Consider the following 25,229-nt stretch of genomic DNA (forward strand, 5'->3'; position numbering starts at 1 on the left):
TCCGCTTAAACCTTTTCGATAATTATAGCCGAAGCACCACCGCCACCATTACAGATTGCAGCTGCGCCAAGTTTAGCATTATTTTGTTCTAATACATTTAGTAATGTTATTAGAATACGTGCACCAGAACATCCTAACGGGTGACCTAAAGAAACGGCACCACCATTTACATTGACATTTTTGTCGTCTAAGCCTAATATCTTCATATTGGCAAGACCAACAACAGAAAATGCTTCGTTAAATTCGAAGAATTCGATTTCTTCTAATTTTAAATTAGATTTTGCTAGAGCCTTCGGTAGTGCTTTTGCTGGGGCTGTAGTGAACCACTCAGGTTCATGAGCTGCATCAGCATAGCTTTTTATAACTGCTAATGGTTTCAAGTTTAACTCTTCTGCCTTTTCTCTACTCATTAAAACTAATGCCGCGGCACCGTCGTTAATGGTTGAGGCATTTGCAGCGGTAACTGTTCCGTCTTTTGAAAATGCAGGTCTTAAATTCGGAATCTTATCAATAAAGACATTACTAAATTCTTCATCTTTGGTAACCATTTTAGGTTCCCCACGTCTTTGTGGTACAGCTACAGGAATAACTTCGTTGTCAAATTTTCCATTTTCCCAAGCATCAGCAGATCTCTTGTAAGACTGAATAGCATAGGCATCTTGATCTTCTCTGCTAAATTCATATTCAGTAGCACATGCATCAGCACAAACACCCATGGCGTTTTCATCATATGCATCGACTAAACCGTCTTTCTGCATTCCGTCCACGAAAGTAGTAGGTCCAAATTTTGTACCTGTTCTCATATGAACATAATGAGGTATTAAGCTCATATTTTCCATTCCACCTGCAACAACAACGTCTGCATCACCTAAGGCAATAGCTTGTGCACCTTGCATTACCGCTTTCATACCAGAGGCACAAACTTTATTTATGGTTGTACACGGTACGGTGTTTGGAATACCGGCAAATATAGCAGCTTGTCTTGCAGGTGCTTGACCTGTGCCGGCTTGCACTACATTGCCCATTATAACTTCATCTACTAATGTAGGTGAAAGGTTGATTTTTTTTAATGCGCCTTCAATAGCAATTGCTCCTAGTTTCGGAGCTGGAACTGTTGATAATCCGCCCATAAAACTTCCTATTGGAGTTCTTACGGCTGATACGATAACGACTTCTTTCATGTTTTTTGTTATTTGATTACACGAAATTACTAAATTCTGTAGCAACCCACAGGATATCGTTTCAATTACTAGTTATCAGTTTATTATTTTCTATTTTTGATGAACCTAATACAATTTTCTTTTGGATAATCTTTACAAACAGCAATCGCTCATTTTCAAATATATACTCTATGTTGTGGCGGTTGCATTTATTGTGTTTTTCTTGCCAAAGGGTGGGAAATTTAAATATGAATTTCAAAAAGGGAAGCCTTGGCAATTTGAAAATCTATATGCCCCTTTTGATTTTTCTATTCAGAAAACCGATACTGAAATAGCAAAAGAAAAACAAGTAATTGAGAGTAATCAATTACCATACTACAGGTATGATCAGGCTGAGGTAGCTAAGGTTTTAGCAGAATTTGAGCAAAAGTTCGAAGATAAATGGGGTAGAACCGCACTTGGGGAAAATCAGAAAACAAGATTAAAATATTTTTCTAAAGTAGTATTAGACTCCGTTTATGCTAAGGGAATTTTACAGAACAATGGTAAGCAAGTTCAACGCAGTTTTATTTATTTAGTGAAGGATAATGAAGCAAGAAAAGTAAGGGTTTCAGATTTTTTTAGAGTAAATGAGATTAATAAATTGGTGCGTCAAGTTCTCACTTATAATAACTTATCGGCTTTTGAGAAAGATACACAGGCATTGTTTTTCGATATTATAGCTCCGAATGTCAGTTTTGATAACAATCTCACTCAAAAAGCTAGAAATGAGGCGTTATCAAAATTATCATATACAAGAGGTACGGTTGATCAAGGGCGCTTAATAATCGCTAAGGGTGAAGTTGTCGAAGCTGAAAATTTAAAGATATTAGAGTCATTAAAGTCTGAATATGAGTCTGAATTATGGACAGCCAGTAATTACTACTACATATTAATAGGTTACACCGTTCTTGTTGCATTAGTGCTTATTATGCTTTTCTTGTTTTTGAAAAAATATAGGAGAACGGTTTATGAAAACAATGTCAAAGTAACCTTTATCTTTTTCAATATTCTGTTGATGGTGTTTATAACCACTATGGTTATAAAATATAATGACCAATTAGTATTTGTAGTTCCGCTGTGTATTCTCCCATTAATTTTAAAAACATTTTTTGATGCTAGGCTGGGCTTATTCGTGCACGTACTTACTATCTTAATTTTGGGCTTTGTAGTACCTAATAGTTTTGAGTATATATTCTTGCAGATAATTACAGGTATAGTAACCATACTTACCGTATCTGAGTTGTATAAAAGAGCGAACCTTTTTGTGAGTGTTGGTCAAATAACACTTATTTATATTATTGGGTATTTAGCATTTCATACGATACATGAGGGCGATTTAAGTGATATTGAATGGTACACATTGGGACTTTTTCTTTTAAATGGCATGATTACGCTATTCGTGCAGCCATTAATCTATATTTATGAAAAGCTCTTTGGTCTAGTGTCAGATGTGTCGCTATTGGAGTTGTCAGATACCAATTCTAAGCTTTTAAAAGAATTGTCTAATAAGGCTCCGGGTACTTTTCATCATTCGCTACAAGTCGCAAATTTGGCAGAGGCAGCAGCTAATGAAATTGGGGCGAATGCCATGTTGGTTAGGGTAGGGGCTTTGTATCATGATATTGGTAAAATGAACGAACCGACTTATTTTACCGAAAATCAGGTCACCAATGTAAATCCGCATGACGAGCTGAGTCCTAAAGACAGTGCACGTATTATTATTGATCATGTAATTAAGGGAATTGAGATAGCTAGAAAGAATAATTTGCCTGACCGTATTATAGATTTTATACGTTCGCATCATGGTACAACTTTGGTATTTTATTTTTACAAAAAGCAAAAAGAATTAGAGGAAGATGTAAATGAAGAAGATTTTAGGTACCCTGGTCCGTTGCCATTTTCTAAAGAAACAGCAATTTTAATGATGGCAGATTCTGTAGAAGCGGCATCAAAAAGTTTGAAAAATCCAACTTTTTTAATCATCGATGAGTTTGTTGATAAGATAATTTCGGGTCAAATGAAGGCAAATCAATTTTTGAATGCAGATATTACATTCAAAGAAATTGAAAAAATCAAGAAAATTTTCAAACAAAAGCTAATAAATATTTATCATTTGCGTGTGGAATATCCTGAGTAACAGGGGTGTAATTTTTTATTAAAAAAAAACATCAAAAATAGTTGCGTAAAACGAGTTATACTTATACATTTGCATCCGCTATTTAGAGCAACAGTTCATTGAAGAATTACTGGAGAGGTGCCTGAGTGGCCGAAAGGAACGGTTTGCTAAATCGTCGTAGGTGGAAACACTTACCCAGGGTTCGAATCCCTGTCTCTCCGCAACAATGTGTTGAGAGACATATTTTTTGATAACCAATTCGGGGTGTAGCGTAGCCCGGTTATCGCGCCTCGTTTGGGACGAGGAGGTCGCAGGTTCGAATCCTGCCACCCCGACAAAAACCAGTTCAGAAATGAACTGGTTTTTTTATGCTTTAATTTTAACGTTTGTTCAGATGTGTTACTTTGTTCTATATTTTTTTAAAATCTGAACACCTAATATTTTCTATTGTATAGTCATAAATGCCATTAAATTTTCTTCAACGTAATTTATTTTTACATAACACTTTTTGTTTACCTGGCATTATTGAATTATAGGTCTTTTAATGGCGTTACAGATACATTTTATTCTATTCTGACTCAGATTAGCTCTCTGACGAATTTCGTCTTGTAATGGTGCTGAAAAGAGATTACTGCATATAAATCAAAGTGTGGTTTTTAATTTGCAAAGTTGTTATTTGTGTGATAAATAATATTGTTGTTTTTGTTTCATCTCTTCAACTTGACTTTTGATTTTAAATAAATATCATAAATGCAATCAATTAAAGAACTGATAGTGCTAATAGCTTATAGGAGAATAAACGAAACTACTTTTAATGTAAAAAACACCCTTGGTTGCGAAGTAAGTTTTTTTTGTAATCAAATATTAGTAAAACTTAGTAAATCGTGTATTAAATAGCGCCTAATGTTTGTACTTTACATTCGCTACTTGTATTAATCTTATGAGACGGTTTAAAATGACCCATTGGCTATGAGGATGAAATAATTAGAGAAGGCGTTACGGTTACTTGTGCAAAAAATAGAAGAGAAAAGCTGGGGTCAATCGTATTAAATGAAAGCCAATATTATAGCAATAAACAATACACTACCAATTAGTGCTATGGGGTAGTTTAGTGAATTAAAAATCTATAATAAGGCTTTTACACTCATTGCAATTTCGAAAGGGAGGCAATTTGTTATGATAATCTTTTCAAGGAAAATCAAGTTATTAGTTCACAACAATTACCGCCTTACTATAGAATTCAATTCATTTTTTTAATTAGACTAATTATTCAGCATAGATATCCAAAATTTCAGCACTAAACTTCTCTCTTATTACCCTACGTTTTAGTTTAAGGGTAGGGGTTAATTCTGCATCTGCACCATCAGCATGTACAGGTAGCCATTCACGGGCTATAAGTTTAAACTTTTTAATCTGTTCTACATGGCTAAATTCAGGATTGTATTTATTTATGATCTTCTCATATTTCCTCAGAACTTTTGAGTGTTTTATTATTTCGTCTAAACTGGTCCAGGGAATTTCCTTTTTATTACAATAACTTTTTAAAGCTTCTTCTGCAGGTACTATCAAAGCAGAAACAAATTTTTGTTTATCACCGATCACCATCATTTGTTCTACTAAAAACTCCTCTTTTATTCTATTTTCAATTGGTGCTGGGGCAACATATTTACCGCCAGATGTTTTAAGTAATTCTTTTTTTCTATCTGTAATCTTAAGAAATTCTCGACCTGTAGGTCCTTTTACCAATGTACCTATATCACCAGTACGAAACCATCGCTTGCCATCTATCTCGCAAAAAACCTGGTCATTTACTTCTGGTTTTTTGTAATAGCCCATCATAACATTTGGTCCGTATGCTAAAATTTCACCTTCACCTTCTCTATAATCTCCACCTTCTTGATCAATTAATATTTCTACTCCATCAATAAGTGGACCTGCAGAACCTAATAGTGCGCCATCGGGCTCCATAGTATTTACACTTAGTGTTGGTGAAGTTTCTGTAAGTCCGTACCCTTCACGAATAGGAATGCCTGCTGCGCAAAAAACACGCATTACTTTTACAGGGCATGGGGCAGCACCTGTAACAACTGCATTTATATTACCACCAAGAGCATCTCGCCATTTAGAAAAAATTAATTTATCGGCAATTTTCCATTTCAACTTTTTACCAAAAGATAAATTTTGATTTATTTCATAATCATCGGTTAATGCTAAGGCCCAAAAGAAAAGTTTCTTTTTTGTGCCATCTAAAGCTAAGCCCTTGTTGTAAATAGCCTCGTATATCTTCTCAAGCAATCTCGGAACGGTTGTGAACGTGGCTGGTTTCACAGCAGCTAAATCACCATCTGGCCCGCTTAAATTATCTGTACCTGCAAAGAATATTTTAGCACTTTTATAATAGTATACAAAAGACACCGAGCGTTCGTAAATATGACATAAGGGTAAAAAACTCAACACATTATTACCCGGCTTCGCCTGTAAATGTGGAGAAGTTTTCAAAGCGATGTGCATTATATTTTTATGCGATAGCATTACACCCTTCGGATTTCCGGTAGTACCTGAGGTATAAATTATGGTAGCCAAATCTTCAGTTGTAATTCCGCTTTTAATTTTCTCAACTTCCGCCTTATGTGAGTCATTGAATAGATCTTCCCAAAAAGGAATGTCAGTTTGCTTGTCTAAAGTGTAGATATGTTTTAAAGTAGGTACGTTATTACAAGTAGCATTTAATTTCTGGTACAAATCTCCACCTCCACAAAAAGCTACTTTTACCTCAGCTTCATTTAAAATATATTCATACTCACCTACGCTAATTGTAGGGTATAGAGGAATACTTATCAATCCGGCCATTTGCATGGCAAAGTCTAAAATCATCCACTCTGGTCTATTCTTATAGGTGACAAAAGCCACTTTATCGCCGGGTTTTAGACCAAGATTCAATAACCCTGATGCCATACTTTCCGCAGTTTCTTTAACTTCCTGTGAACTATATGATTTCCATTTACCAGAGGCATCTCGCCCGTTTATAGAGTTTTCTAATGGATGATTTTCTAATTGGTAGTATAAGAGGTCAAATAGTCTAGTCATTGCTTTGGATTGTTTTGTTAATTTTAATTGCGATAAATTATCCGTGATTTTATTTAACTACATAAGTTGAGGTTTTATGAAAACATAAGGCTGATAAATTCTGCAACGCAGGCAGGCTTTTCAGAGCCCTCGATTTCAACTGTACAGTTCCATATAACTTTTAAGCCAGAATCACCATATTCTTCAATATTCGCGATGGTACCTTTAAGTCGAAGACGACTATCGACCAAAACAGGACTCGGAAAACGAACTTTGTTCAATCCGTAATTCACTCCCATTTTTGCTGACTTTACCATAATAAGGTCTTCCAGCATTTTGGATAGCAAAGACACAGACAAAAAACCATGAGCTACTGGTTTTTTAAATGGAGAGTATTTATTCGCCTTTTCAACATCAACATGAATCCATTGATGGTCGCCCGTTGCTTTGGCAAAATCGTTGATCATTTCTTGAGTTACGGTTATCCAATTACCTTCTGGTAGTGGTTTGCCTTCCAGTTCTCTGAATGCCTTAAAATCTTCTATTTCTAACTTTGCCATATTGTTATCTTGAAGTTCCACCATCTATTGTTAAACAAATACCAGAAACAAAACGCGCTTCATCTGATGCCAGATATAAATATCCGTAAGCGATATCAATAGGCTGTGCAACAGTTTTCAAAGGTATACTTGCTTCGATAGCGGCAAAATGCTCTTTAGGTATTTTAGCTACCATATCTGTCATGGTAAAACCTGGTGCAATTGCATTGGCTGTAATGCCATATTTACCTAGTTCTACAGTCCATGTTTTCGACATTGCTATAACTCCGGCTTTAGTGGCAGCATAGTTGGTTTGACCAAAGTTGCCTCGTAATCCAACATTAGATGCTGCACTTACTATTCGACCATATTTGTTAGCTTTCATGTATGGGGCTGCCGCTTGGGTGCACAAAAAGACTCCTTTTAGATTTACGTTAACTACAGAATCAAACTCCTCTTCACTCATTTTTTCAAGAGTTTTATCTCTTGTAATTCCGGCATTGTTGATAAGGATGTCCAGTTTTCCGTACTTTTCGTTTATCGATGCAAATAAGGCTTCTATAGCCGATTTTTCTGTTACTGATACGGAATGAAACTCTGCTTTACCACCACTAGCATTTATACCGTCTGCAACCGCTTGCCCTTCAGGTAAGAGATCTACTATTATTACTGTAGCACCTTCTTTTGCAAATAATTCAGATATAGCTTGTCCTATTCCTCTAGAACCACCTGTTACTACTGCTATTTTGTTTTCTAATCTCATGTTATTCTATTTTGTAATTTCTATATTCTTGACTGCACCAGAAGTGACAGTTATTTTTTATTTTTTCAAACCTTAACAATCAATTTGCCTTTCACTTTTCTTTCGGTCATTTCTTCAAGTGCAGTTGCTGTATCTTTTAAATCATAAACAGCGTGAATATGTGGTTTTAATTTGCCTTCGGCATGCCATTTCATTAAAGCCATTGTATTCTGCATATTCGCTTTAGCATCTTTCATTGCGAATGCACCCCAAAAAACACCAACTATGGCTGCTTCTTTTAAGAGAGGGAGATTCAGCGGAATTTTAGGAATATCGCCAGCTGCAAAACCTACAACCAAGTACCTGCCATTTCGGGCTATACCTCTAAAAGCTGCTTCTGAATAGGTTCCGCCTACGGGGTCGTATATTACATCTACACCTTTACCACCGGTCAGCTCTTTGATCGATGCTTTGAGGTCTTGAGTGGTATAATTTATGGTTTCGTCTGCACCATATTCTTTACATAGAGCCAACTTGTCATCGGTAGAAGCTGCCGCAATAACTTTTGCTCCCATAAGCTTACCGAGCTCAACAGCGGCTAAGCCTACACCACCTGAAGCACCTAAGACCAAAAGTGTTTCACCTTCTGCCAAATTACCTCTGTCTTTTAAGGCATGGTATGAAGTGCCGTATGCCATAAGAAAAGAGGCTGCAATGGGGTAGTCCATCTGGGGAGGCTTTGGGAAGCAAGCATTTGCAGGTACTAGAACTTCTTCAGCCAAACCACCATGGGCTACAAAACCAAATACTTCTTGACCTACTTTTAAATGAGAAACTCCCTCTCCAACTTCTTTAACGATACCTGCTACATCACTACCTGGTGTAAAGGGCAATTCCGGTTTAAACTGATATAAGCCTTGAATAATCAATGTATCTGGAAAATTCAATCCACATGCCTTGACTTCGACTAAAACCTCTTTTGCCTTCGGTTTTAAATTAGCAACTTCTTCCAATACTAATGAAGAAGGAGGGCCGAATTTTTTACATCGTATAGCTTTCATACCTATTAAGATTAAAAAGTCAAACTCAAATACAAATTCAAATTTCAGCTTTTGTACTTCTGAATTTGATTTTTGTATTTGCGCTTGTATTTTATTATTTATTCTTCTATTATTTTTAATACCAATTTTCCCATTTTATCGCCAGAGAAAAGACGATTGTATGTTTCTGGGAAATTTTCAATTCCATCGTAAATGTCTTCTTTGCTTTTTAGTTTTCCTTGCGCCATCCATCCACCTAAAATTTTGGCTCCTTCTGCATATCTATCTGCGTAATCAAAAACAACCATGCCTGTCATGCTAGCTCTATTTACCAATAGAGATAAGTAGTTACTAGGTCCTTTCATAGCGGTTTTGTTATTGTATTGAGATATCGCTCCACAAATAACTATTCTTGCATGCATACGAAGTCTTCCTAAAGCTAAATCTAGAATTTCTCCACCTACGTTATCAAAATAAACATCTAAGCCTTTAGGGCATTCCTCTTTTATGCGGTCTTTTACATTTTCGTTTTTGTAATCGATACATGCATCGAAACCTAATTCATCAACAACATATTTACACTTATCGGCACCGCCTGCAATACCTATAACTCTGCAGCCTTTTATTTTAGCAACTTGCCCAACAATGCTACCAACAGCACCTGCGGCCCCAGAAACTAAAACAATATCACCTTCTTTTATTTTACCTACTTCTGTTATTCCGAAATAAGCAGTCATACCTGTCATACCTAAAGTACCGATATAGGTGGGTAGGGGAGCAAGGTTTGGGTCAACTTTGTAATAGCCTTCACCTTCGGTAGCAATGTATTGTTGTACACCGGCATAACCGGCAACATAATCACCAACCTTAAACTTCGGATGATTATTCGACTCTATTACTTGCCCTACAGAACCTGCTCGCATTACCGAGTTAATTTCCATTGGTGCTATATAAGATTTTGCATCATTCATCCATCCACGCATTGCAGGATCAAGAGATACATAATGTTGTTGTATCAATACCTGACCTTCTTTAATTGTAGGAATAGGGTTAGAGACTAATGACCATGTTGAAGCATCAGCATCACCAGTGGGTCTTTTTACAAATAATAATTGTTTGTTCATGAGTTAGTTATTTTATGATCAATCTGATACGAGTTAGAATCTGATTGTCTTTAATTTATGATCGTTGAATGTTTACTTTTTCTTACCTGAAAAACTTTCTACGTAAGCTTTCATTTTTGCTCGTATTTCTGGTTTCCACCAAAGTTCAGCAGCTTCTTTTAAAGAGTTTTTACCATCTGCATCTAATTTTTCAAGAAGATGTTTTCTAATTTTGGCTTTGGTATTTATCCAAATTTGTTGGTCTGCTTTCATGTAAAGGCGCATTTGTTTTTCTGCGCGCTCCAAAACATTTTCTAATGGAACAAGTTCATCTACCAAACCAGCGGATACTGCTTCTTTACCGGTTAAAAGTTTTCCTTCTAGAATATATTTGCTCGCCAAACCATCACCCATCCAAAAAGCATATACTTCGGTCAGGTTTTGACTTATCTGAATATTTACTGCAACCTCATTAAGACCGATTACATATTTATCTCCGTCGGCCATATATCGATTATCACTGGCTACCGCTAAAACACATCCACCGGCAGGTGAATATCCTGTAATTGCAGAAATGAATGGCTTTTTAAATTGAACCAATTCTAAATACAAAGTGCCGAATGAAGAAAAGAAATTTTCTATTTGGTCTTTGTCATATTGAAAGAGCTCAATTAAGTCTAAACCTGCAGAAAAGTAATGCGGTTGACCAGAAAGGATAACTCCTTTAACCTCATCATTTGAAGCTATAGATTTAAAAGTCTCTCGTAATTCGGTTACCATTTCTGCATTGATAGCATTGACTTTACCACGATTCATTTGTACTATAGCGTACTCGTCTTTATATGTAATTTCTAATGTCTTCATATATTTTATAAGGATGTTCCTCCGTCTAGTGTTAATGTTTGTCCTGTCATGAATTTTGAATTATCAGAAGCAAGAAAGCAAATACCTTCTGCTATTTCATTGGCTTCACCAAATCTTTTCATGGGTATTAATCTCTTCAGTAAATCGCCCATATCGGGTCTTACCGTAAGTAGTTGGTCTAATAAAGCAGAATGTGTGTAACCAGGGCAAACCGCATTAATACGAATATTTTTACCGCCGTATTCCAAAGCTGCTGACTTTGTCATACCTACCACGGCAAATTTGCTAGCACTATAAGATAAATTGTTTCCTGATGCTTTTAGACCTGCCAAAGAAGCTACATTTACAATGGTACCATGACCTTGCTTCATCATCTGTTTTAATGCAGCCTGCATACAGTAAAAAACACCTGTTTGATTTACGGCAATGACATTATGCCAATCGTCATGAGTATGTTCAGCGGTTTTCAATTGGTGCTTGCCACCTATACCGGCATTATTAACAATGACATCTACACGGTCATATTTTGAGACTGTTTTCGCTATTAGGGCTTCAACCTCTTCAAATTTTGTAACATCAGTTTTTATGGCAGATGCAATACCCCCATTTTTTTCAATTTCAGCAGCTACTTTTTCTGCATTGCTCAGGTTGATATCTGATACTACGACGGTAGCGTTTCGTTCGCCTAAAAGTTTGGCTGCTGCCGCACCTATGCCGCTTCCGGCACCTGTTATTATAACTACTTTATCTTTTAAATTCATGTATTTTGTTTTATTCTTAGTTTCTCTAAGCTCTTCTGATTTTGATATGCTAATCACATTGAATTAACCTTGAATCTAATAAGGCTTGATCTCTTAAGTGAGTCGGATATCCTTCTGCTTTTAGCATCCCTAAAAAATCAGCTGTAGAGTTATATTTTACGAGTAATATTTTATCCCATAACGCTTCATCTTCAGGTCCGATTAATGTTCGTTGAGGTTTTCCCAAATAAAGAATTTCAGCGTTCGCTTTTTGAAAGAAGGGCATAGCCGCTTTCATATATCCCTTATATGATTCTGCTCCTGATAGTCCGGTTTCTGCAACAGTGTCTTTAAATTTTAGCAGATTAATCATTACCACAGGTTTATCTGTAGGTAGTTGAGAAAAAGCTTTTAGCTGTTCTTGGTTGATTTTATTATGTGATGTTGTCTTCAAATATTTTAAAATAAATTGTCTATCTGTTTCTTTTGTATCGCTTCCCAAGCTGTTTTACAGCATAGTTCTGATGCTTTGTTCAAGTATGCAAATTTTGGATCGCTCGTATGTCCATGTTTAAAACGATAATAGATTTGCTGGGCGATTACCGCAATTTTGAACAAGCCGTAGGCATAATAAAAAATTAAGTTATCTACATTTCGACCACTTTTTAATGCATATTGCTGAACAATCTCTGCACGAAGAGGATTGCCTTTCATAACCGTCGGTGATTGTAGCCCTTGCTTCATGAAATCTGGATCTGCATACGTGGTCCAATACCCCAAAGAAGTACCTAAGTCCATTAAAGGGTCTCCCAGGGTACACATTTCCCAATCTAGAATAGCTGCTATTTCTTTCCAGCTATCATCCTTAAAAACTACATTGTCATACTTAAAATCATTGTGTATTAAAGTGTGATCGTAGCTTTTAGGCTGATTCTCTGCCATCCATTTCATTACTTTCCCTGCGGTAGGGACATCGTCTGTTGCAGCAGCTAAATATTGCTTGCTCCAATTCGTTACTTGTCGCTCTACATATCCTTCAGGGCGACCTAAATTTTCAAGTCCCGCTGCTTTGTAATCTATTGCATGAAAGGCTACAAAAGTATCTAGCCAAGTATTAGAGATTGTTTTAAATTCATTTTCAGGAATCTGTCTTTTATGCGCTTCTTTAGCGGTTAAAATAATTCCTTCTACTTTACTCATAATATAAAAAGGAGCTCCTATAATATCAGTATTTTCTGTATACGTATATGCTTTCGGAGTTTTGTCAAAAACAGAATTCAAATTAGAAATCACCTTGTACTCACGACTCATATCGTGCCCGCGTTTTGGAGCAGCAAAAGGTGGTCGTCGTAACACGTATTCTTTATTTTCAATATTCAGTAAGTAGGTAAGGTTTGAAAAGCCATTAGCAAATTGCTCAACTTGAAGTTGACTTTCGGCATCAGCAATTAAATTGTTCTCAAGAAGAAATTTCTTAAGATTTACCTGATTTAATTCTTCACCTTCTCTGACTGGTTTTATATTCATATGTTGTTTTCTTTCCTAAATAGGAGGGATGCTTTTAAAATTGATTGACTTTCTTTTGGTTCACCTATTTTGTAATGTCAATAGGTAGCACTTCAGTATTTTAGATATTGAATTCTAGCTTTGTTTGGCGTATTTCTTAATAACATTCTTACCTAACTGACTCATATGTACCTCATCTGGGCCGTCGGCCAATCTCAATGTTCTCGCAGCTGCATAAAAGTGAGCTAGAGGAGTGTCGTTACTTACACCCATACCGCCTAAAATTTGAATGGCTCTATCTATTACGCTCAAAGCCATTTTTGGCGTAACAATTTTTATCATCGCAATTAAATCTTTAGCTTCTTTGTTACCTAGTCTGTCCATTTTATCGGCAGCAGATAATACCAGCAAACGTGTTTGCTCTATTTCACATGCAGAACTAGCGATATCTTGGCGTACACTACTAAAAGTATCTAAGGTTCTGCCAAAAGGCTTACGTTTAGTGGTACGTTCTGACATGATTTCTAGCGAACGCTGTGCCATACCAATTAGGCGCATACAATGATGAATTCGACCTGGTCCCAATCGCCCTTGGGCAATGGCAAAACCTTGTCCTTCACCCACCAATAAATTTTCTTTAGAAACGCGAACATTTTCTAGTAAAATCTCTGCATGTCCTTCGGGAGAATCAGAATAACCAAAAACGGGTAAGTGTCGTATGATTTTCAGTCCAGGAGTATCCATAGGTACTAAAATCATACTTTGCTGTTCATGTCTTGGAGCATCAAAATCTGTTTTCCCCATTACAATACTAATCTTGCAATTAGGATCCATAGCGCCCGACGACCACCATTTTCTACCATTAATAACATACTCATCACCATCGGCAACTATAGATGTTTCAATATTAGTAGCATCTGAAGAAGCAACATCTGGTTCGGTCATTAAAAAAGCAGAACGTATTTCGCCGTTCATTAAAGGTTTTAGCCATTTATCTTGCTGTTCTGGAGTACCGTATTTAGCAAGTACTTCCATATTGCCAGTATCAGGAGCATTACAATTAAAAATTTCGGGAACCCATATGGTACGACCCATTATTTCAGCTAGCGGGGCGTATTCTAAATTGGTTAATCCCGGACTTAAATCGCCATAAGATTTTGGAAGAAAAAGATTCCATAGACCAGCATCTTTAGCCTTTTGTTTTAAGTTTTCCAATCCTGGCCATTTTTTCCAAGCATTCTCCGGATTGTGGTGAAAAGCATCTACTTCGGCTTCTACTGGAAGAATATGTTCATCAACAAAATTTTGTACTTTTTTCTGTAATGCAATTGCTTTTTCACTATGTTCAAAATTCATGAGCTTTTTCTTTTATCAACTTAATACTTTGTACTGAGCACTAAATACTTTCCTTATCCTGAAATTAAATAACCACCATCAACGGTATATTCACCGCCTGTCATATACGAACCGGCATCAGATGCTAGAAGCATTACAACTCCCGCTAATTCATCGGGTATAGCAATTCTTCTCAATGGAACTACAGCTTTATAGCCGGCAGCCAATTTATCATCTGACCAAAGCGCTTCACTAAGTTTTGTTTTTACCAGTCCAGGGCAAACTGCATTAGAGCGAATACCGTGTCTTCCCCATTCTTTTGCTTGATTTTTGGATAGCATGATCATGGCTGCTTTAGAAACACTGTATAAACCAAGGTTGAAACCTGGGTGAATTCCTTCTACGGATGAAATGTTGATAATACTACCGCTACCTTGTGCTTTCATATGCGGATGCACTAAGTTTGAAAGTATGCATGGAGCTTTTACATTTACATTCATAATTTTATCAAAAGCCTCTTCATTAGAAGCTTCTAAAGGTCCGTAATAAGGGTTGATCGCTGCATTGTTTACCAAAATATCTATTCTCCCATATTTCTCAATAGTTTTAGCTATTAATGCTTCGCGCTGGTCTGCTTCGCCAATGTGACATGCAATACCGATTGCTTCAAAACCAGCTTCTTGCATTTCTTTAGCAACAGCGTCAACAGCATCTTGTTTTCGACTGCTGATGACTACTTTTGCTCCGTTTTCTGCCAGACCTTTAGCTATTGAGAGTCCTATTCCTTTACTAGAACCTGTTATTACGGCTACTTTTCCAGTAAGATCAAATCTTTGTTTTATGCTCATTTTTCGTTGTTAGTTGATAGTATTTATGTCACACTGAAAAACATTTATCAGTCTTATTTATTGAACTGTGCTCAGTATGACATTTTAGAATCTAGTATTTTAATTATACAAAAACTTCCTTATCGGTACCTATAGTCAAGGCGGTCTTATTGTCCATTAAAATTTCTGCTAATCCTGTAGTTTTTGGCAATTCATACTTGAAGTAGAATTGCATTGTATGTATTTTACTTTCGTAGAATTCAGCACTGTTTTCTTTGTTGCCGGTTACAAGGGCATTTTGTGCTTCTCTAGCTAAGTCTAACCATAACCATCCCATTAAAATGTTACTGAAAAATTCCATAAAAGGAGTAGCATCTGCTAAAAAACGTTGGTAATCACCTTTCATGGCAAAGCCCATTAATGATTTCAATACATCTTGTGTTAATTCTAATTTGGCAGCTAACTTTTTAGCATATGGAGCTAATGAATCATGTGCCATACTAGCCTTAATGGAGTTGCTTATTTCTACGGATAATAGTTTTAAAGCTTCACCATTATTCATGGTTACTTTTCTACCTAATAAATCTTGAGATTGAATACCAGTGGTACCTTCATAAAGGGCAAAAATTCGAATATCTCTTAGGTATTGTTGCAAAACGTAATCAGAACAAAAACCGTATCCGCCTAAAACTTGTACACCGGTATCTACAGATGTTTTGCCCATTTCTGAAGGGTATGTTTTTACTACAGGAGTCATTATTTCTAATAACAATCTATATTTTTCTCGTTCTTCTGCAGTTTCACTTGCAAGAGAAAGGTCGTGGTATTTCGCTGTTAAAAAGATCAAGCTTAACGAACCTTCAGAAATTGCTTTTTGAAGCAATAACATTCTTCTAACATCTGGGTGGTTAATGATTAATGTTTGCTCTTGATTAGCATCTTTTTTACCTGTGCTTGTAAGCTTACGTCCTTGAGGTCTTTCATTCGCATAATTTAAAGAAGCATGATAAGCAGCTGTTGCAATTGCAGCAGCACCTCTACCAACACCAATTCTTGCTCCGTTCATCATCAAGAACATATATTTTAAACCTTGGTGAGGCTCACCAACTAACCAACCCGTACAATCTTCTTTGTCCCCGAAAAAGAGGTGTGTTGTACAGTACCCTCGTTGACCCATTTTTTGAAAATCGGCAACTGTAGTAACATCATTTGGGGTTAACCCACCGTCTGCGGTTGGTCTATTTTTTGGTACTACAAATAGAGAAATTCCTTTTGTACCAGCAGGAGCTCCTTTAATTCGAGCTAATACCAAATGCACAATATTCTCTACACCTTGGTAATCTCCTCCTGAAATAAATATTTTTTGTCCGTTTATTTTATATGAATCACCATCTGGCGTAGCAGAGGTAACAATATCAGATAAAGAACTACCCGCTTGAGGTTCCGTTAAGCACATAGTACCGCCCCAAGTACCTTCTAGCATTTTTGGCACATAGGTTTCGTTAAGTTCTTTATTGCCAAAATGTGTTATTAATTCTGCAGAACCAACAGTTAAACCAACATAACCAGGTAAGTAATTATTAGCAGCTTCTTGTATAAAAGCAGAAGCATTCAATACCATTTGAGGCAATTGCATACCACCATCTTCATATGAAAAAGATCCAGAAATAAAGCCCATTTCACCAGCGGCTTTCATGTATTTGTTTACCTGCGGATGTACTACAATTTCACCATCTTTAAAATGCGCCGGTTGTTCGTCCATTTCTCTGAAATAAGGAAATAGTTCTTTATCAGAGAAATCCTTAACAGAATTTAAAAGCATTTCTATGGAGTCTTTATCATACTCGGCATAACGTTCTTGCTCAAGTACATCTTGTACACTATGTACTTTGTATAATAAAAATTTAAGGGTTTCTAAATCTACATATTGGTTTGCCATATCGAATTTTGTCTTTGAAATTATCGTACGACAATTTAGAATTATTTCATACGAAACTGATTAAACCAGTTTAATAAAATAATAATATAAGGTTAAAATTTTACGATTATGATAATTTGAATGGTAAAAAGTAGGTTAAAAATATGTAGTTGTTAATTATTTAACTCTGTTGCGATATACTTATGCGCTTTCTAATTTTTGAAAGTCCGACAGGTGTAAGCCCTAAATATGAGGCAATTAAATACTGTGGTACCCTTTGTAGTAAATCTGGGCGTTTTTCTAGAAGACGTAGATAACGTTCTTCGTTAGTTCTATTGCTTAACCTTTCGACCCGAGTAAAAATTTTCATAAATGCCTCTTGCATTGAAAGGCGACCGAAACGTTCTAATTGATGCGATTTTTTAAATGAATTTTCGCCATCAGATTTTGATATGGCATACACAATAGTATTTTCAGAAGCTTTTAAATAATAGTCAGAAGGCGTTTCTTTTACATAGGCAGGTAAATCAGTAAAGAACAAATCTTCAGTATAAAACTCAAGAACCTTTTGCTCACCTTCTTCTAATTTATAATAGTAAATACAGCCTTTTGCAACGTAGTAAAAGTGTTCTACCATTTGCCCTGGAGAAATTAACATATCACCTTTTTTAACTTCTATTCTTTTATAGTAAAGCAACCAGTGGTTTAAAATTTCTTCGTCCACCTCTGTATATGAAAGAATTTTGTTTTTAAGGTTCGTTAAATAATCTTTGGAAGCAGCTGCAGTCATTTATTCGTAAAATCTTTTGGGACTTTATAAATATAGGCATTTTGTTCAATTAAGAAACTGCTTTATTGTGGCTTGATAAATATTTTTTTTATTTATCAAGCCTTATGACTGAACCTATTTTAATTTTCACTTTGGTTTATAGCATCAATATTTATCTTTTTTTAAGGTCTATTTCTATTTTTTATTTCCTCCAAAACTATATGTCAATTTGGCAATAATTCTTCTTCCAATTGCCGGCATATTGACCAAAGCTCTGTATTCATTATTGAATAAATTTTGGGCAGAAATGTCTATTGCTAAATCTTTATTAAAAGCATAGCCAATACCTGCATCAATCAAGTTTTTTTCTTGAACTTCACCAGAAAACTGTCCGGCACTTGCAGTAAAGGCATCATCATGTTGAAATGATACGTTACCTCTAATTCCTTTTTCCCCTCCATAATTAGCTCCTAATCTATATTTATTTGCAGGTGCATTTAAAAAGGTAGTAAATGGTGCACTACCATCACCTTGTTCTCTTTCATATTCAGAAGCGTTGACCCAAGAGTAGTTGGCGAAGAACGTTAATTCATCCGAGGCGAAATATTGCAAACCTAAATCTGCACCATATCTTGTATAAGGAGCATCAAAAACTCTGTAACCTGCAGCAACATGTAAAATACCATCATCTTGTGGCACTCTATTAGTTTCAACACTACCAGTTGAATAAAAGTTTGGGATTAAAGCGGCAGTACCTGCATAAGCTTGCGAGACTAAACTTGTGGCAGCTTCTTGAGGTAAACCGGCTTCTACTAATGCGCCTATTAATTCTCCTGTTTTAGCTAAAAAAGGATCTTGACTAAAACCATTTAAACCTATTAACGGAGCAATTGCTGTAAAGTCAAAACCGCCTCTTTCTGTAATAGCATACAAATCAAGAGAAGCAGAAAATTTATCACCTATAATCCCTTTATAACCAACTTCATAAGTCTTAGATGTTGCTATTACCCCACGTACTGTATTGGTTAAATTATTATTAGGTGTACCACCTTCCAATGCGTTAATTCCAAGAAATGTTCCGTTATTTCCGGTAGGGCTATTTGCTAACACGCCTTGAATATCATCAATGAAGTCTCCTAAGCCATTGGCTTGCATAGCTGCAATTAAAGAGCCTGATGCAAATTGATGAACAAACTCATTACTAAGACCGCCTGTGCCTAATAATTCTTTAGGTAATTCTTGCGGAAGTGCACCGGCAAGAGGCGTTAGTGCCTCTATAGGAATACCAGTTGCCCCACTTATACCAGCAGCTGTTACATTATGATTTAAAAATTCGATACTTGTTGCATTATCAAATGAATGAATGTCATTTGACCCGGCTAACCAAAAATCAAGAAAGCCCGGAACAGGAGAATTTACTGGGAAATCGTAATTCCATTCTGAGGCAGAAGGAGAGAAACTAGCATTATTAAAAGAAGCTCTAAACGTATGTTTTGGACTTGCCTTATACACTAATGCAATTCTAGGAGCGACAGCAGTTTCATCAGGAATATTAAATTTATCAAAACGTCCTGCCAAAACTAAATCTAACTTTTTTGCCAATGCGAATTTACCCTGCGCATAGATACCGAATACATTATAATCATCATCGTTTTCGTTTCTACCATGCACCAATCCTTCGGTATCTATTTTAGTAAGACGGTAATCTGACCCAACCGTAAAATTTGCATTTAAAAAATCAGGAATATCAAAGTTATATTGCAATTGCCCTTCGTATTGTTTTATAGCTGTTGGAGTTCTATTACCTGTTTGATATAAAAATATAGGTCTGTCTTCAGGACCGTAATTTGTGTGAGTTGTATAAAATTGAGCAAACAACCCACCTTTCTGCATTCTTGCTTGTCCCCAAACTTCTTGCGGTTGTGATAAACCCTCCCCTAAATCATTATAAAATACAGAAGAAGCTTGATTTAATCCCCCTGCGACTACAATGCTTAAATCATCTTCTGGACGAAATTCTAAAGTAATATCAGAACCCATGTTCCAATAATAATCTTGCATAACATTTCCATCTGCTCTAGGGGTTAATTCTAGTAAAGTTTTACCAGGTGTACGATCATCAACTACACCTGATGAGGTAAGAGCAGGTTGTGTAATTATAGAACTAAACTTATCAATTTGTCTTGTAAAAGTACCGTCAGCTGCAGTTGTGCCTTCTGAACCATCTAGCGTAAATTCATCACCACGGTTATATTGTAGATTTATTTTGTAACCAAATTTATCAGATACTTTAGTGGCATGTCGTAATGCAGCACCGTAAGTATTTAATTCGCCACCATAAACCTGAACTGTAGTACCAGGTTGATCAATAGGGCTTTTAGTGATAAAGTGGATAACACCAGAAGTTACACCAGGACCATAAAGTGCAGATCCTGCACCTCTAACCACTTCAATTCGTTCAATATCAATAGTACTAAGTCCAGATTTATCTGATTGAAATGTATTATTTCCTGGTGCTACCAAACTTCTATAATCTTTAATAGGAAAAACTCTTGTACTAAAGGTACTGGCAGCTGCTCTCATTTCAAAATTCATTCTAGAGCCAGATTGCTGCTGAACAGTAACACCCGGTACATTAATCAAATTTCTTGCAGCATCAATTTGAGGAGAGCCCACTAATTTTTTAGCAGACAGTACAGTTACCGAAGCGGGAGCTTCTTGTACCTTTTCTCTTCTTCTTGAGGCAGATATGACCACTTCATCTATTATAAAAGCACTTTCTTTTAGGCTATACTTTAGGTTAGCGCTAGCACTGGTTACCGGTATTATTTTAGCGGCATAACCAGAATAACTAATAGATAATTTCCAAGGAAGCGGTTCGTTACTAGTAATGGTGAATTTTCCATCAAAATCTGTACTCGCACCAGTGTTGGTTCCTTGTATTATTACATTGGCACCAACTAAAGGGTCGCCAATTTTTTCATCTGTAATTACTCCAGAAATAGTGGTTTGTGCTGTAAGAGCGACTGTTGATAGCACAAAGATTGCCAATGTCGTTAATAAGAATTTTTTCATTTTGGTTGATCGGTTTAATGTTCGCTCTAATATATAGATATTATTAAATAATTAAATTAAACTAGTTTAATAAATTAAATTAATAATTTTTGTAGTACATATTTATATATATGATAATTTATAGGGGTATTTATTGATTAAAATTAAAAAGATAAATATTCTATTTCTTAAGTATAATCACTGTGGGTAATTAATTTTCGACACCCTTTCAATCCTTTAATCCTGCTTAAATAGTTCTATTAATATCTAAATTTAGAAGTACCCTTATCAGGTTTGTGTAAATTCAAATCAGTTTTATACCTGTTAAGCCGTTATTAAGTGCGCTGTTCTTGAATGGTATTTGAGATTCTTAAATTGGTAACCAAAAATGTATACAGTGAGAAGTTGTGCTTTAGAATTTAAATTAGTGGTTATCAAAATGATTATAAAAGTCATTTTAAATTTTTTCTATATTATAAATGGTGTAATTCTAACAACGTATAATGCAGATTATGGTGTTTTTAAAAGTGATAAAAGGTTTCACTTTTTCAATGATTAAGTAATACTGTTTTGTTGTCAATTAAATATTAACTTAATAATAGATATTTAAATACTGTGAAGCTTGGCTTGAAATTTAAAGGTTATTTCTTATGCAAAACCTCGTGGGTTCACCACGAGGTTGTTTATATATAAAATGTGTAATGGTTGTATTAATTACAATGTTTGATGTGATTTTATACCACCTCAAAAAGTCCTGCAGCACCCATTCCACCACCAACACACATGGTAGATACTACATATTTGGCACCGCGTCTTTTTCCTTCGATCAAGGCATGAGCAACCATTCTTGATCCAGACATACCATACGGGTGCCCAATAGAAATAGCGCCACCATTTACATTCATTAATTCGTTAGGTATACCTAATTTTTCTTGGCAATACAGCACCTGAACGGCAAAAGCCTCATTCAGTTCCCAAAGACCAATGTCACTCATTTTTAAGCCATGAGCCTTTAATAGTTTGGGAATGGCGTAAACAGGTCCGATTCCCATTTCGTCAGGCTCACAACCAGCAACGGCAATACCGCGATAAATACCTAAGGGAGAAACACCACGTTGTTCTGCTAATTTAGAATCCATTAAAACACAGGCAGATGCACCGTCAGACATTTGGCTGGCATTACCCGCAGTTATTGTTCCGCCTTCATTTACTAAGCGTAAACTGGCTAAACCTTCAGCCGTTGTTTCGGGTCTGTTACCTTCATCTTTATTTAAATAAGCTGGGTGAAACCTCATTTCTTTAGTTTCCTTATCTATTATTGCTTTGATCGTTTCAATTGGTATGATCTCATCATCAAATTTTCCTGCCTCTTGAGCTGCTGCAGTTCGCATTTGAGATTGAAGTGCGTATACATCTTGTGCTTCTCGACTTATATTATAGCGTTTTGCAACCACTTCAGCAGTTTGTAGCATTGGCATATAAACATCTTTATGAATAGCTTTTAATTTTTTGTCTACCATATGAAATGTATTCATATGTTCGTTTTGAACCATAGAAATTGATTCTACGCCGCCGCCTATTGCAACACTCATGCCGTCATGCAAAATTTGTTTAGCAGCTGTTGCAATCGCCATCATACCAGAAGAACATTGACGATCAATGGTCATACCAGAAACAGTTACGGGTAAACCACCTGCAAGAGCAGCCATTCGACCTATATTCATACCTGAAGACCCTTGGGGTAAAGCACAACCCATAATTACATCATCGATTTCTGCCGGATCTACCCCAGAGCGTTTAACAGCTTCATGTATTGCCCAACCTGCCATTGTAGGCGTTTGGGTGGCATTCATTGCCCCTTTATATGCTCGCCCCATAGGCGTTCTAGCCGTTGATACAATTACTGCGTCTTTCATGTTTTATATTTTATAAGTTAGTTTTTTATTTGATTATAGGTTTTTAAGTCTGCATCTATAATTGGTAATTGGCATAAACTGGTGTAGTAGTTTGTCAATACTAGTATGAGTCATTCATACGATAAAAGTCATCTAATTTTTTAAAATCAGCTGTTGTTTATTATCAACAATGGTAGAAAAAGCTTTGTAATTAATCAATATTTTAACAAAATTTCAGCGATTTAATATAATAGTTTAATGAAAATCATCTTTTTCGTAATTAGCTTGTGTGTTTGAAACTATATTTTTTTGGATTTTTATTTATATTATAATTTATTATGGGAGTACGATTTTACATTTTCGTATAAGTGAAAAGAAGTATTTTTTATATAAAATTTCAGTTGCTTTTCTCTAGTGTTTTTTTAGAAGTGAATCGCTGTAACCATACGCTTTTAGTTTTTTTATACTTAAATTGTTCCACTTACAACCAGTTATTAAACATGCAGACAATTAAAGAATTAATAGAGTTGATAACTCTGAAAAAAATAGATGATACCACATTTGAAGGGCAAAATTATCAAGCGCCCTGGGGAAGGGTTTTTGGAGGGCAAGTGCTAGCACAAGCTTTGCATGCAGCTTATCAAACAGTTCCAGAAGATCGTATTGCACATTCATTACACGGTTATTTTATTTTAGGCGGAGATTTAAGATATCCTATTGTTTATGAGGTAGATACTATTAGAAATGGAGGTAGTTTTACCACAAGAAGAGTAGTGGCGAAACAAAATGGGACAGCTATCTTTAATATGGCAGCATCTTTTCAGGTAAAATCTGATGGAGTTAATCATCAGTTTCCAATGCCTAATTTAATTCCTCCAGAGAAATTAACAACGAGTCTTGAGCAATTAGAAGAGATAAAAGATCTATACCCAGGGGCTTATAAAAGACTGAAGGCTATACAGCCTAAAGTATTTGATTTTAAACCCGTAGAAAAATTTACAACTCAGTTGGTAGAGAATGGTTCTCCTTTTTTTAATACTTGGATTCGAACCTCTGATACGGCTGAAATTAATTTACCAATGCAGCAACAATTATTAGCGTATGCTTCTGATTATAACTTGCTAACAACAGCTACTTTACCACATCGAGAGCAATTGAATAAAGGTGAAACGTTTTATGCTAGTTTAGACCATGCAATTTGGTTTCATAGAGAATTTGATATTACAAAATGGTTGTTGTATAGTATGGATAGCCCAAGTGCATCTAATTCTCGCGGATTTGCAAGAGGTAGTGTTTACGATAGAAAAGGGGTTTTAGTGGCTTCGGTTGCGCAAGAAGGGTTAATGCGTCAAAGTTTATAATTATAGTGAGTTTTTTGATGATTAGTGGAAATAGTATTGTGAGGATACAAGTGATTTCAATTGTAAAATTTATTCTAAACCTTTTTTTACAATTTCAAAATGCTGTTTTACATCTAGTTTGAGCTAAGCCTATAATCCCTGAATTTTAAGAATATCTAGCGTTATTGAAGTTGATTTTTGTTATTTTAATTGCAAATATGTTTTGACTTAACATAAACTATGTTAAGTGTTTATAGGTCAGAATTGCTAAGAATTTCATGACTTTAGATAATTTTAAAGTGTACAGTTTAATTTAATAATATAAGTATATGTCTACAACCTATCAAACAAGATACGCTTCTAGTCCTGAAGCGGTTAAAAAGTATGATACCACAGCTTTAAGAGATGAATTTTTGATCAATAACCTTATGAAGAAGGGAGAAATCAATCTAACTTATACGCATTATGACCGCTATATTGCTGGGTCTGCGGTTCCTGTATCAGATTTAAAACTAGAAACCATTGACCCATTGAAAGCAGAATTTTTCTTGGAAAGAAGAGAAATGGGTATAATTAATGTCGGTGCAGCAGGATCTGTTGAGGTAGATGGTAAAAGTTTTAGTTTAGGTCATAAAGATGCCTTATACATTGGTATGGGGGCAAAAGATGTTGTTTTCAAAAGTGACGATTTAAAAAATCCCGCTAAGTTTTACATTAATTCAGCACCAGCACACACTACGTACCCAACTAAAAAAGTAAGCTTAGAAGAAGCGAATAAATTAGAGTTGGGATCATTAGAAACGGCAAATCATAGAACGGTTAGTCAAATGATTATTGGGGGAGTAGTGACTACGTGTCAACTTCAAATGGGAATGACCAAATTAAAAACCGGAAGTGTTTGGAACACGATGCCGGCACACGTTCACGATCGTAGAATGGAGGTGTATTTTTATTTAGATGTACCAGAAGGTCAGGCAGTGTGTCATTTTATGGGTCAACCACAAGAAACGCGTCATATATGGATGCATAACCACCAAGCTGTAATTTCGCCACCATGGTCTATTCACTGTGGATCAGGAACATCTAATTATACTTTTATATGGGGTATGGCAGGTGAAAATTTAGACTATAACGATATGGATGTTGCGGCAATAACAGATTTAAAGTAAGCTT

At 35.8% G+C, this 25,229-nt stretch carries 19 protein-coding genes and 2 tRNA genes; 5 read left to right on the forward strand and 16 right to left on the reverse strand.

Features of this window, described 5'->3' with window-relative positions; translation table 11 throughout:
• Positions 1-5: 5 nt before the first annotated feature.
• Complete coding sequence (locus tag QSV08_RS01650; RefSeq protein ID WP_324025992.1) at positions 6-1,181, reverse strand: acetyl-CoA C-acyltransferase; 1,176 nt, start codon at positions 1,179-1,181, stop codon at positions 6-8.
• A gap of 121 nt (positions 1,182-1,302) precedes the next feature.
• Here QSV08_RS01650 and QSV08_RS01655 point away from each other — a divergent pair, with 121 nt between their 5' ends.
• The 3 genes from QSV08_RS01655 to QSV08_RS01665 all read left to right on the forward strand — a co-directional run bounded on the left by QSV08_RS01655 (position 1,303) and on the right by QSV08_RS01665 (position 3,653).
• Positions 1,303-3,339, forward strand: a complete 2,037-nt coding sequence (locus tag QSV08_RS01655; protein WP_324025994.1) for an HD family phosphohydrolase — start codon at positions 1,303-1,305, stop codon at positions 3,337-3,339.
• A gap of 111 nt (positions 3,340-3,450) precedes the next feature.
• A tRNA-Ser gene (locus tag QSV08_RS01660) sits at positions 3,451-3,539 on the forward strand.
• A gap of 39 nt (positions 3,540-3,578) precedes the next feature.
• A tRNA-Pro gene (locus QSV08_RS01665) sits at positions 3,579-3,653 on the forward strand.
• 931 nt (positions 3,654-4,584) lie between these two features.
• On the opposite strand, the gene QSV08_RS01670 is transcribed toward QSV08_RS01665, so the two are convergent.
• The 15 genes from QSV08_RS01670 to QSV08_RS01740 all read right to left on the reverse strand — a co-directional run bounded on the left by QSV08_RS01670 (position 4,585) and on the right by QSV08_RS01740 (position 22,737).
• On the reverse strand, positions 4,585-6,405 hold the full coding sequence (locus QSV08_RS01670; RefSeq protein WP_324025995.1) for an AMP-dependent synthetase/ligase: 1,821 nt from the start codon (positions 6,403-6,405) through the stop codon (positions 4,585-4,587).
• 74 nt (positions 6,406-6,479) lie between these two features.
• Positions 6,480-6,944: a MaoC family dehydratase gene (locus QSV08_RS01675; RefSeq protein ID WP_324025997.1), complete on the reverse strand. Its 465-nt coding sequence runs from the start codon at positions 6,942-6,944 to the stop codon at positions 6,480-6,482.
• A 4-nt stretch (positions 6,945-6,948) separates the two neighbouring features.
• Complete coding sequence (locus QSV08_RS01680; RefSeq protein ID WP_324025998.1) at positions 6,949-7,686, reverse strand: SDR family NAD(P)-dependent oxidoreductase; 738 nt, start codon at positions 7,684-7,686, stop codon at positions 6,949-6,951.
• Between the two features lie 65 nt (positions 7,687-7,751).
• Positions 7,752-8,726, reverse strand: coding sequence for an NADPH:quinone oxidoreductase family protein (locus QSV08_RS01685; RefSeq protein WP_324025999.1), 975 nt, complete (start codon positions 8,724-8,726; stop codon positions 7,752-7,754).
• A 98-nt stretch (positions 8,727-8,824) separates the two neighbouring features.
• Entirely contained in the window at positions 8,825-9,829 is a 1,005-nt protein-coding gene (locus QSV08_RS01690) for an NADP-dependent oxidoreductase (protein WP_324026000.1), read from the reverse strand.
• 72 nt (positions 9,830-9,901) lie between these two features.
• Positions 9,902-10,672, reverse strand: coding sequence for an enoyl-CoA hydratase/isomerase family protein (locus QSV08_RS01695; RefSeq protein WP_324026002.1), 771 nt, complete (start codon positions 10,670-10,672; stop codon positions 9,902-9,904).
• Positions 10,673-10,677: 5 nt separating this feature from the next.
• A complete protein-coding gene (locus QSV08_RS01700; protein ID WP_324026003.1) occupies positions 10,678-11,433 on the reverse strand; it encodes an SDR family NAD(P)-dependent oxidoreductase in 756 nt (251 codons plus the stop codon).
• A gap of 49 nt (positions 11,434-11,482) precedes the next feature.
• On the reverse strand, positions 11,483-11,866 hold the full coding sequence (locus QSV08_RS01705) for a hypothetical protein (protein WP_324026005.1): 384 nt from the start codon (positions 11,864-11,866) through the stop codon (positions 11,483-11,485).
• A gap of 5 nt (positions 11,867-11,871) precedes the next feature.
• Entirely contained in the window at positions 11,872-12,939 is a 1,068-nt protein-coding gene (locus QSV08_RS01710; RefSeq protein ID WP_324026007.1) for a phosphotransferase family protein, read from the reverse strand.
• Positions 12,940-13,053: 114 nt separating this feature from the next.
• Positions 13,054-14,274 (reverse strand): acyl-CoA dehydrogenase family protein, encoded by a 1,221-nt coding sequence (locus tag QSV08_RS01715; protein ID WP_324026008.1) that lies wholly within the window; start codon positions 14,272-14,274, stop codon positions 13,054-13,056.
• Positions 14,275-14,327: 53 nt separating this feature from the next.
• Complete coding sequence (locus tag QSV08_RS01720) at positions 14,328-15,101, reverse strand: glucose 1-dehydrogenase (RefSeq protein ID WP_324026010.1); 774 nt, start codon at positions 15,099-15,101, stop codon at positions 14,328-14,330.
• A gap of 103 nt (positions 15,102-15,204) precedes the next feature.
• Complete coding sequence (locus QSV08_RS01725) at positions 15,205-17,019, reverse strand: acyl-CoA dehydrogenase (protein ID WP_324026012.1); 1,815 nt, start codon at positions 17,017-17,019, stop codon at positions 15,205-15,207.
• 160 nt (positions 17,020-17,179) lie between these two features.
• A complete protein-coding gene (locus QSV08_RS01730; protein WP_324026014.1) occupies positions 17,180-17,788 on the reverse strand; it encodes a Crp/Fnr family transcriptional regulator in 609 nt (202 codons plus the stop codon).
• A gap of 174 nt (positions 17,789-17,962) precedes the next feature.
• Complete coding sequence (locus QSV08_RS01735; protein WP_324026016.1) at positions 17,963-20,842, reverse strand: TonB-dependent receptor domain-containing protein; 2,880 nt, start codon at positions 20,840-20,842, stop codon at positions 17,963-17,965.
• 713 nt (positions 20,843-21,555) lie between these two features.
• On the reverse strand, positions 21,556-22,737 hold the full coding sequence (locus QSV08_RS01740) for an acetyl-CoA C-acyltransferase (RefSeq protein WP_324026018.1): 1,182 nt from the start codon (positions 22,735-22,737) through the stop codon (positions 21,556-21,558).
• 479 nt (positions 22,738-23,216) lie between these two features.
• Here QSV08_RS01740 and QSV08_RS01745 point away from each other — a divergent pair, with 479 nt between their 5' ends.
• The gene (locus tag QSV08_RS01745; protein WP_324026019.1) at positions 23,217-24,077 is read left to right on the forward strand and encodes an acyl-CoA thioesterase; all 861 of its coding nucleotides are present in this window, start codon (positions 23,217-23,219) and stop codon (positions 24,075-24,077) included.
• A gap of 308 nt (positions 24,078-24,385) precedes the next feature.
• A complete protein-coding gene (kduI, locus tag QSV08_RS01750) occupies positions 24,386-25,225 on the forward strand; it encodes a 5-dehydro-4-deoxy-D-glucuronate isomerase (RefSeq protein WP_324026020.1) in 840 nt (279 codons plus the stop codon).
• The last annotated feature ends 4 nt before the right edge of the window (positions 25,226-25,229 follow it).

The sequence above is a fragment of the Maribacter sp. BPC-D8 genome (genome assembly GCF_035207705.1).
In the GTDB taxonomy this organism is placed as follows: domain Bacteria; phylum Bacteroidota; class Bacteroidia; order Flavobacteriales; family Flavobacteriaceae; genus Maribacter.

Bases quoted from the DNA above. Each gene is read 5' to 3' on its own strand.
- QSV08_RS01650 (WP_324025992.1), bottom strand. From the start codon at position 1,181: ATGAAAGAAGTCGTTATCGTATCAGCCGTAAGAACTCCAATAGGAAGT.
- QSV08_RS01670 (WP_324025995.1), bottom strand. From the start codon at position 6,405: ATGACTAGACTATTTGACCTCTTATACTACCAATTAGAAAATCATCCA.
- QSV08_RS01675 (WP_324025997.1), bottom strand. From the start codon at position 6,944: ATGGCAAAGTTAGAAATAGAAGATTTTAAGGCATTCAGAGAACTGGAA.
- QSV08_RS01680 (WP_324025998.1), bottom strand. From the start codon at position 7,686: ATGAGATTAGAAAACAAAATAGCAGTAGTAACAGGTGGTTCTAGAGGA.
- QSV08_RS01685 (WP_324025999.1), bottom strand. From the start codon at position 8,726: ATGAAAGCTATACGATGTAAAAAATTCGGCCCTCCTTCTTCATTAGTA.
- QSV08_RS01690 (WP_324026000.1), bottom strand. From the start codon at position 9,829: ATGAACAAACAATTATTATTTGTAAAAAGACCCACTGGTGATGCTGAT.
- QSV08_RS01695 (WP_324026002.1), bottom strand. From the start codon at position 10,672: ATGAAGACATTAGAAATTACATATAAAGACGAGTACGCTATAGTACAA.
- QSV08_RS01700 (WP_324026003.1), bottom strand. From the start codon at position 11,433: ATGAATTTAAAAGATAAAGTAGTTATAATAACAGGTGCCGGAAGCGGC.
- QSV08_RS01710 (WP_324026007.1), bottom strand. From the start codon at position 12,939: ATGAATATAAAACCAGTCAGAGAAGGTGAAGAATTAAATCAGGTAAAT.
- QSV08_RS01715 (WP_324026008.1), bottom strand. From the start codon at position 14,274: ATGAATTTTGAACATAGTGAAAAAGCAATTGCATTACAGAAAAAAGTA.
- QSV08_RS01720 (WP_324026010.1), bottom strand. From the start codon at position 15,101: ATGAGCATAAAACAAAGATTTGATCTTACTGGAAAAGTAGCCGTAATA.
- QSV08_RS01725 (WP_324026012.1), bottom strand. From the start codon at position 17,019: ATGGCAAACCAATATGTAGATTTAGAAACCCTTAAATTTTTATTATAC.
- QSV08_RS01730 (WP_324026014.1), bottom strand. From the start codon at position 17,788: ATGACTGCAGCTGCTTCCAAAGATTATTTAACGAACCTTAAAAACAAA.
- QSV08_RS01735 (WP_324026016.1), bottom strand. From the start codon at position 20,842: ATGAAAAAATTCTTATTAACGACATTGGCAATCTTTGTGCTATCAACA.
- QSV08_RS01740 (WP_324026018.1), bottom strand. From the start codon at position 22,737: ATGAAAGACGCAGTAATTGTATCAACGGCTAGAACGCCTATGGGGCGA.
- QSV08_RS01745 (WP_324026019.1), top strand. From the start codon at position 23,217: ATGCAGACAATTAAAGAATTAATAGAGTTGATAACTCTGAAAAAAATA.
- kduI (WP_324026020.1), top strand. From the start codon at position 24,386: ATGTCTACAACCTATCAAACAAGATACGCTTCTAGTCCTGAAGCGGTT.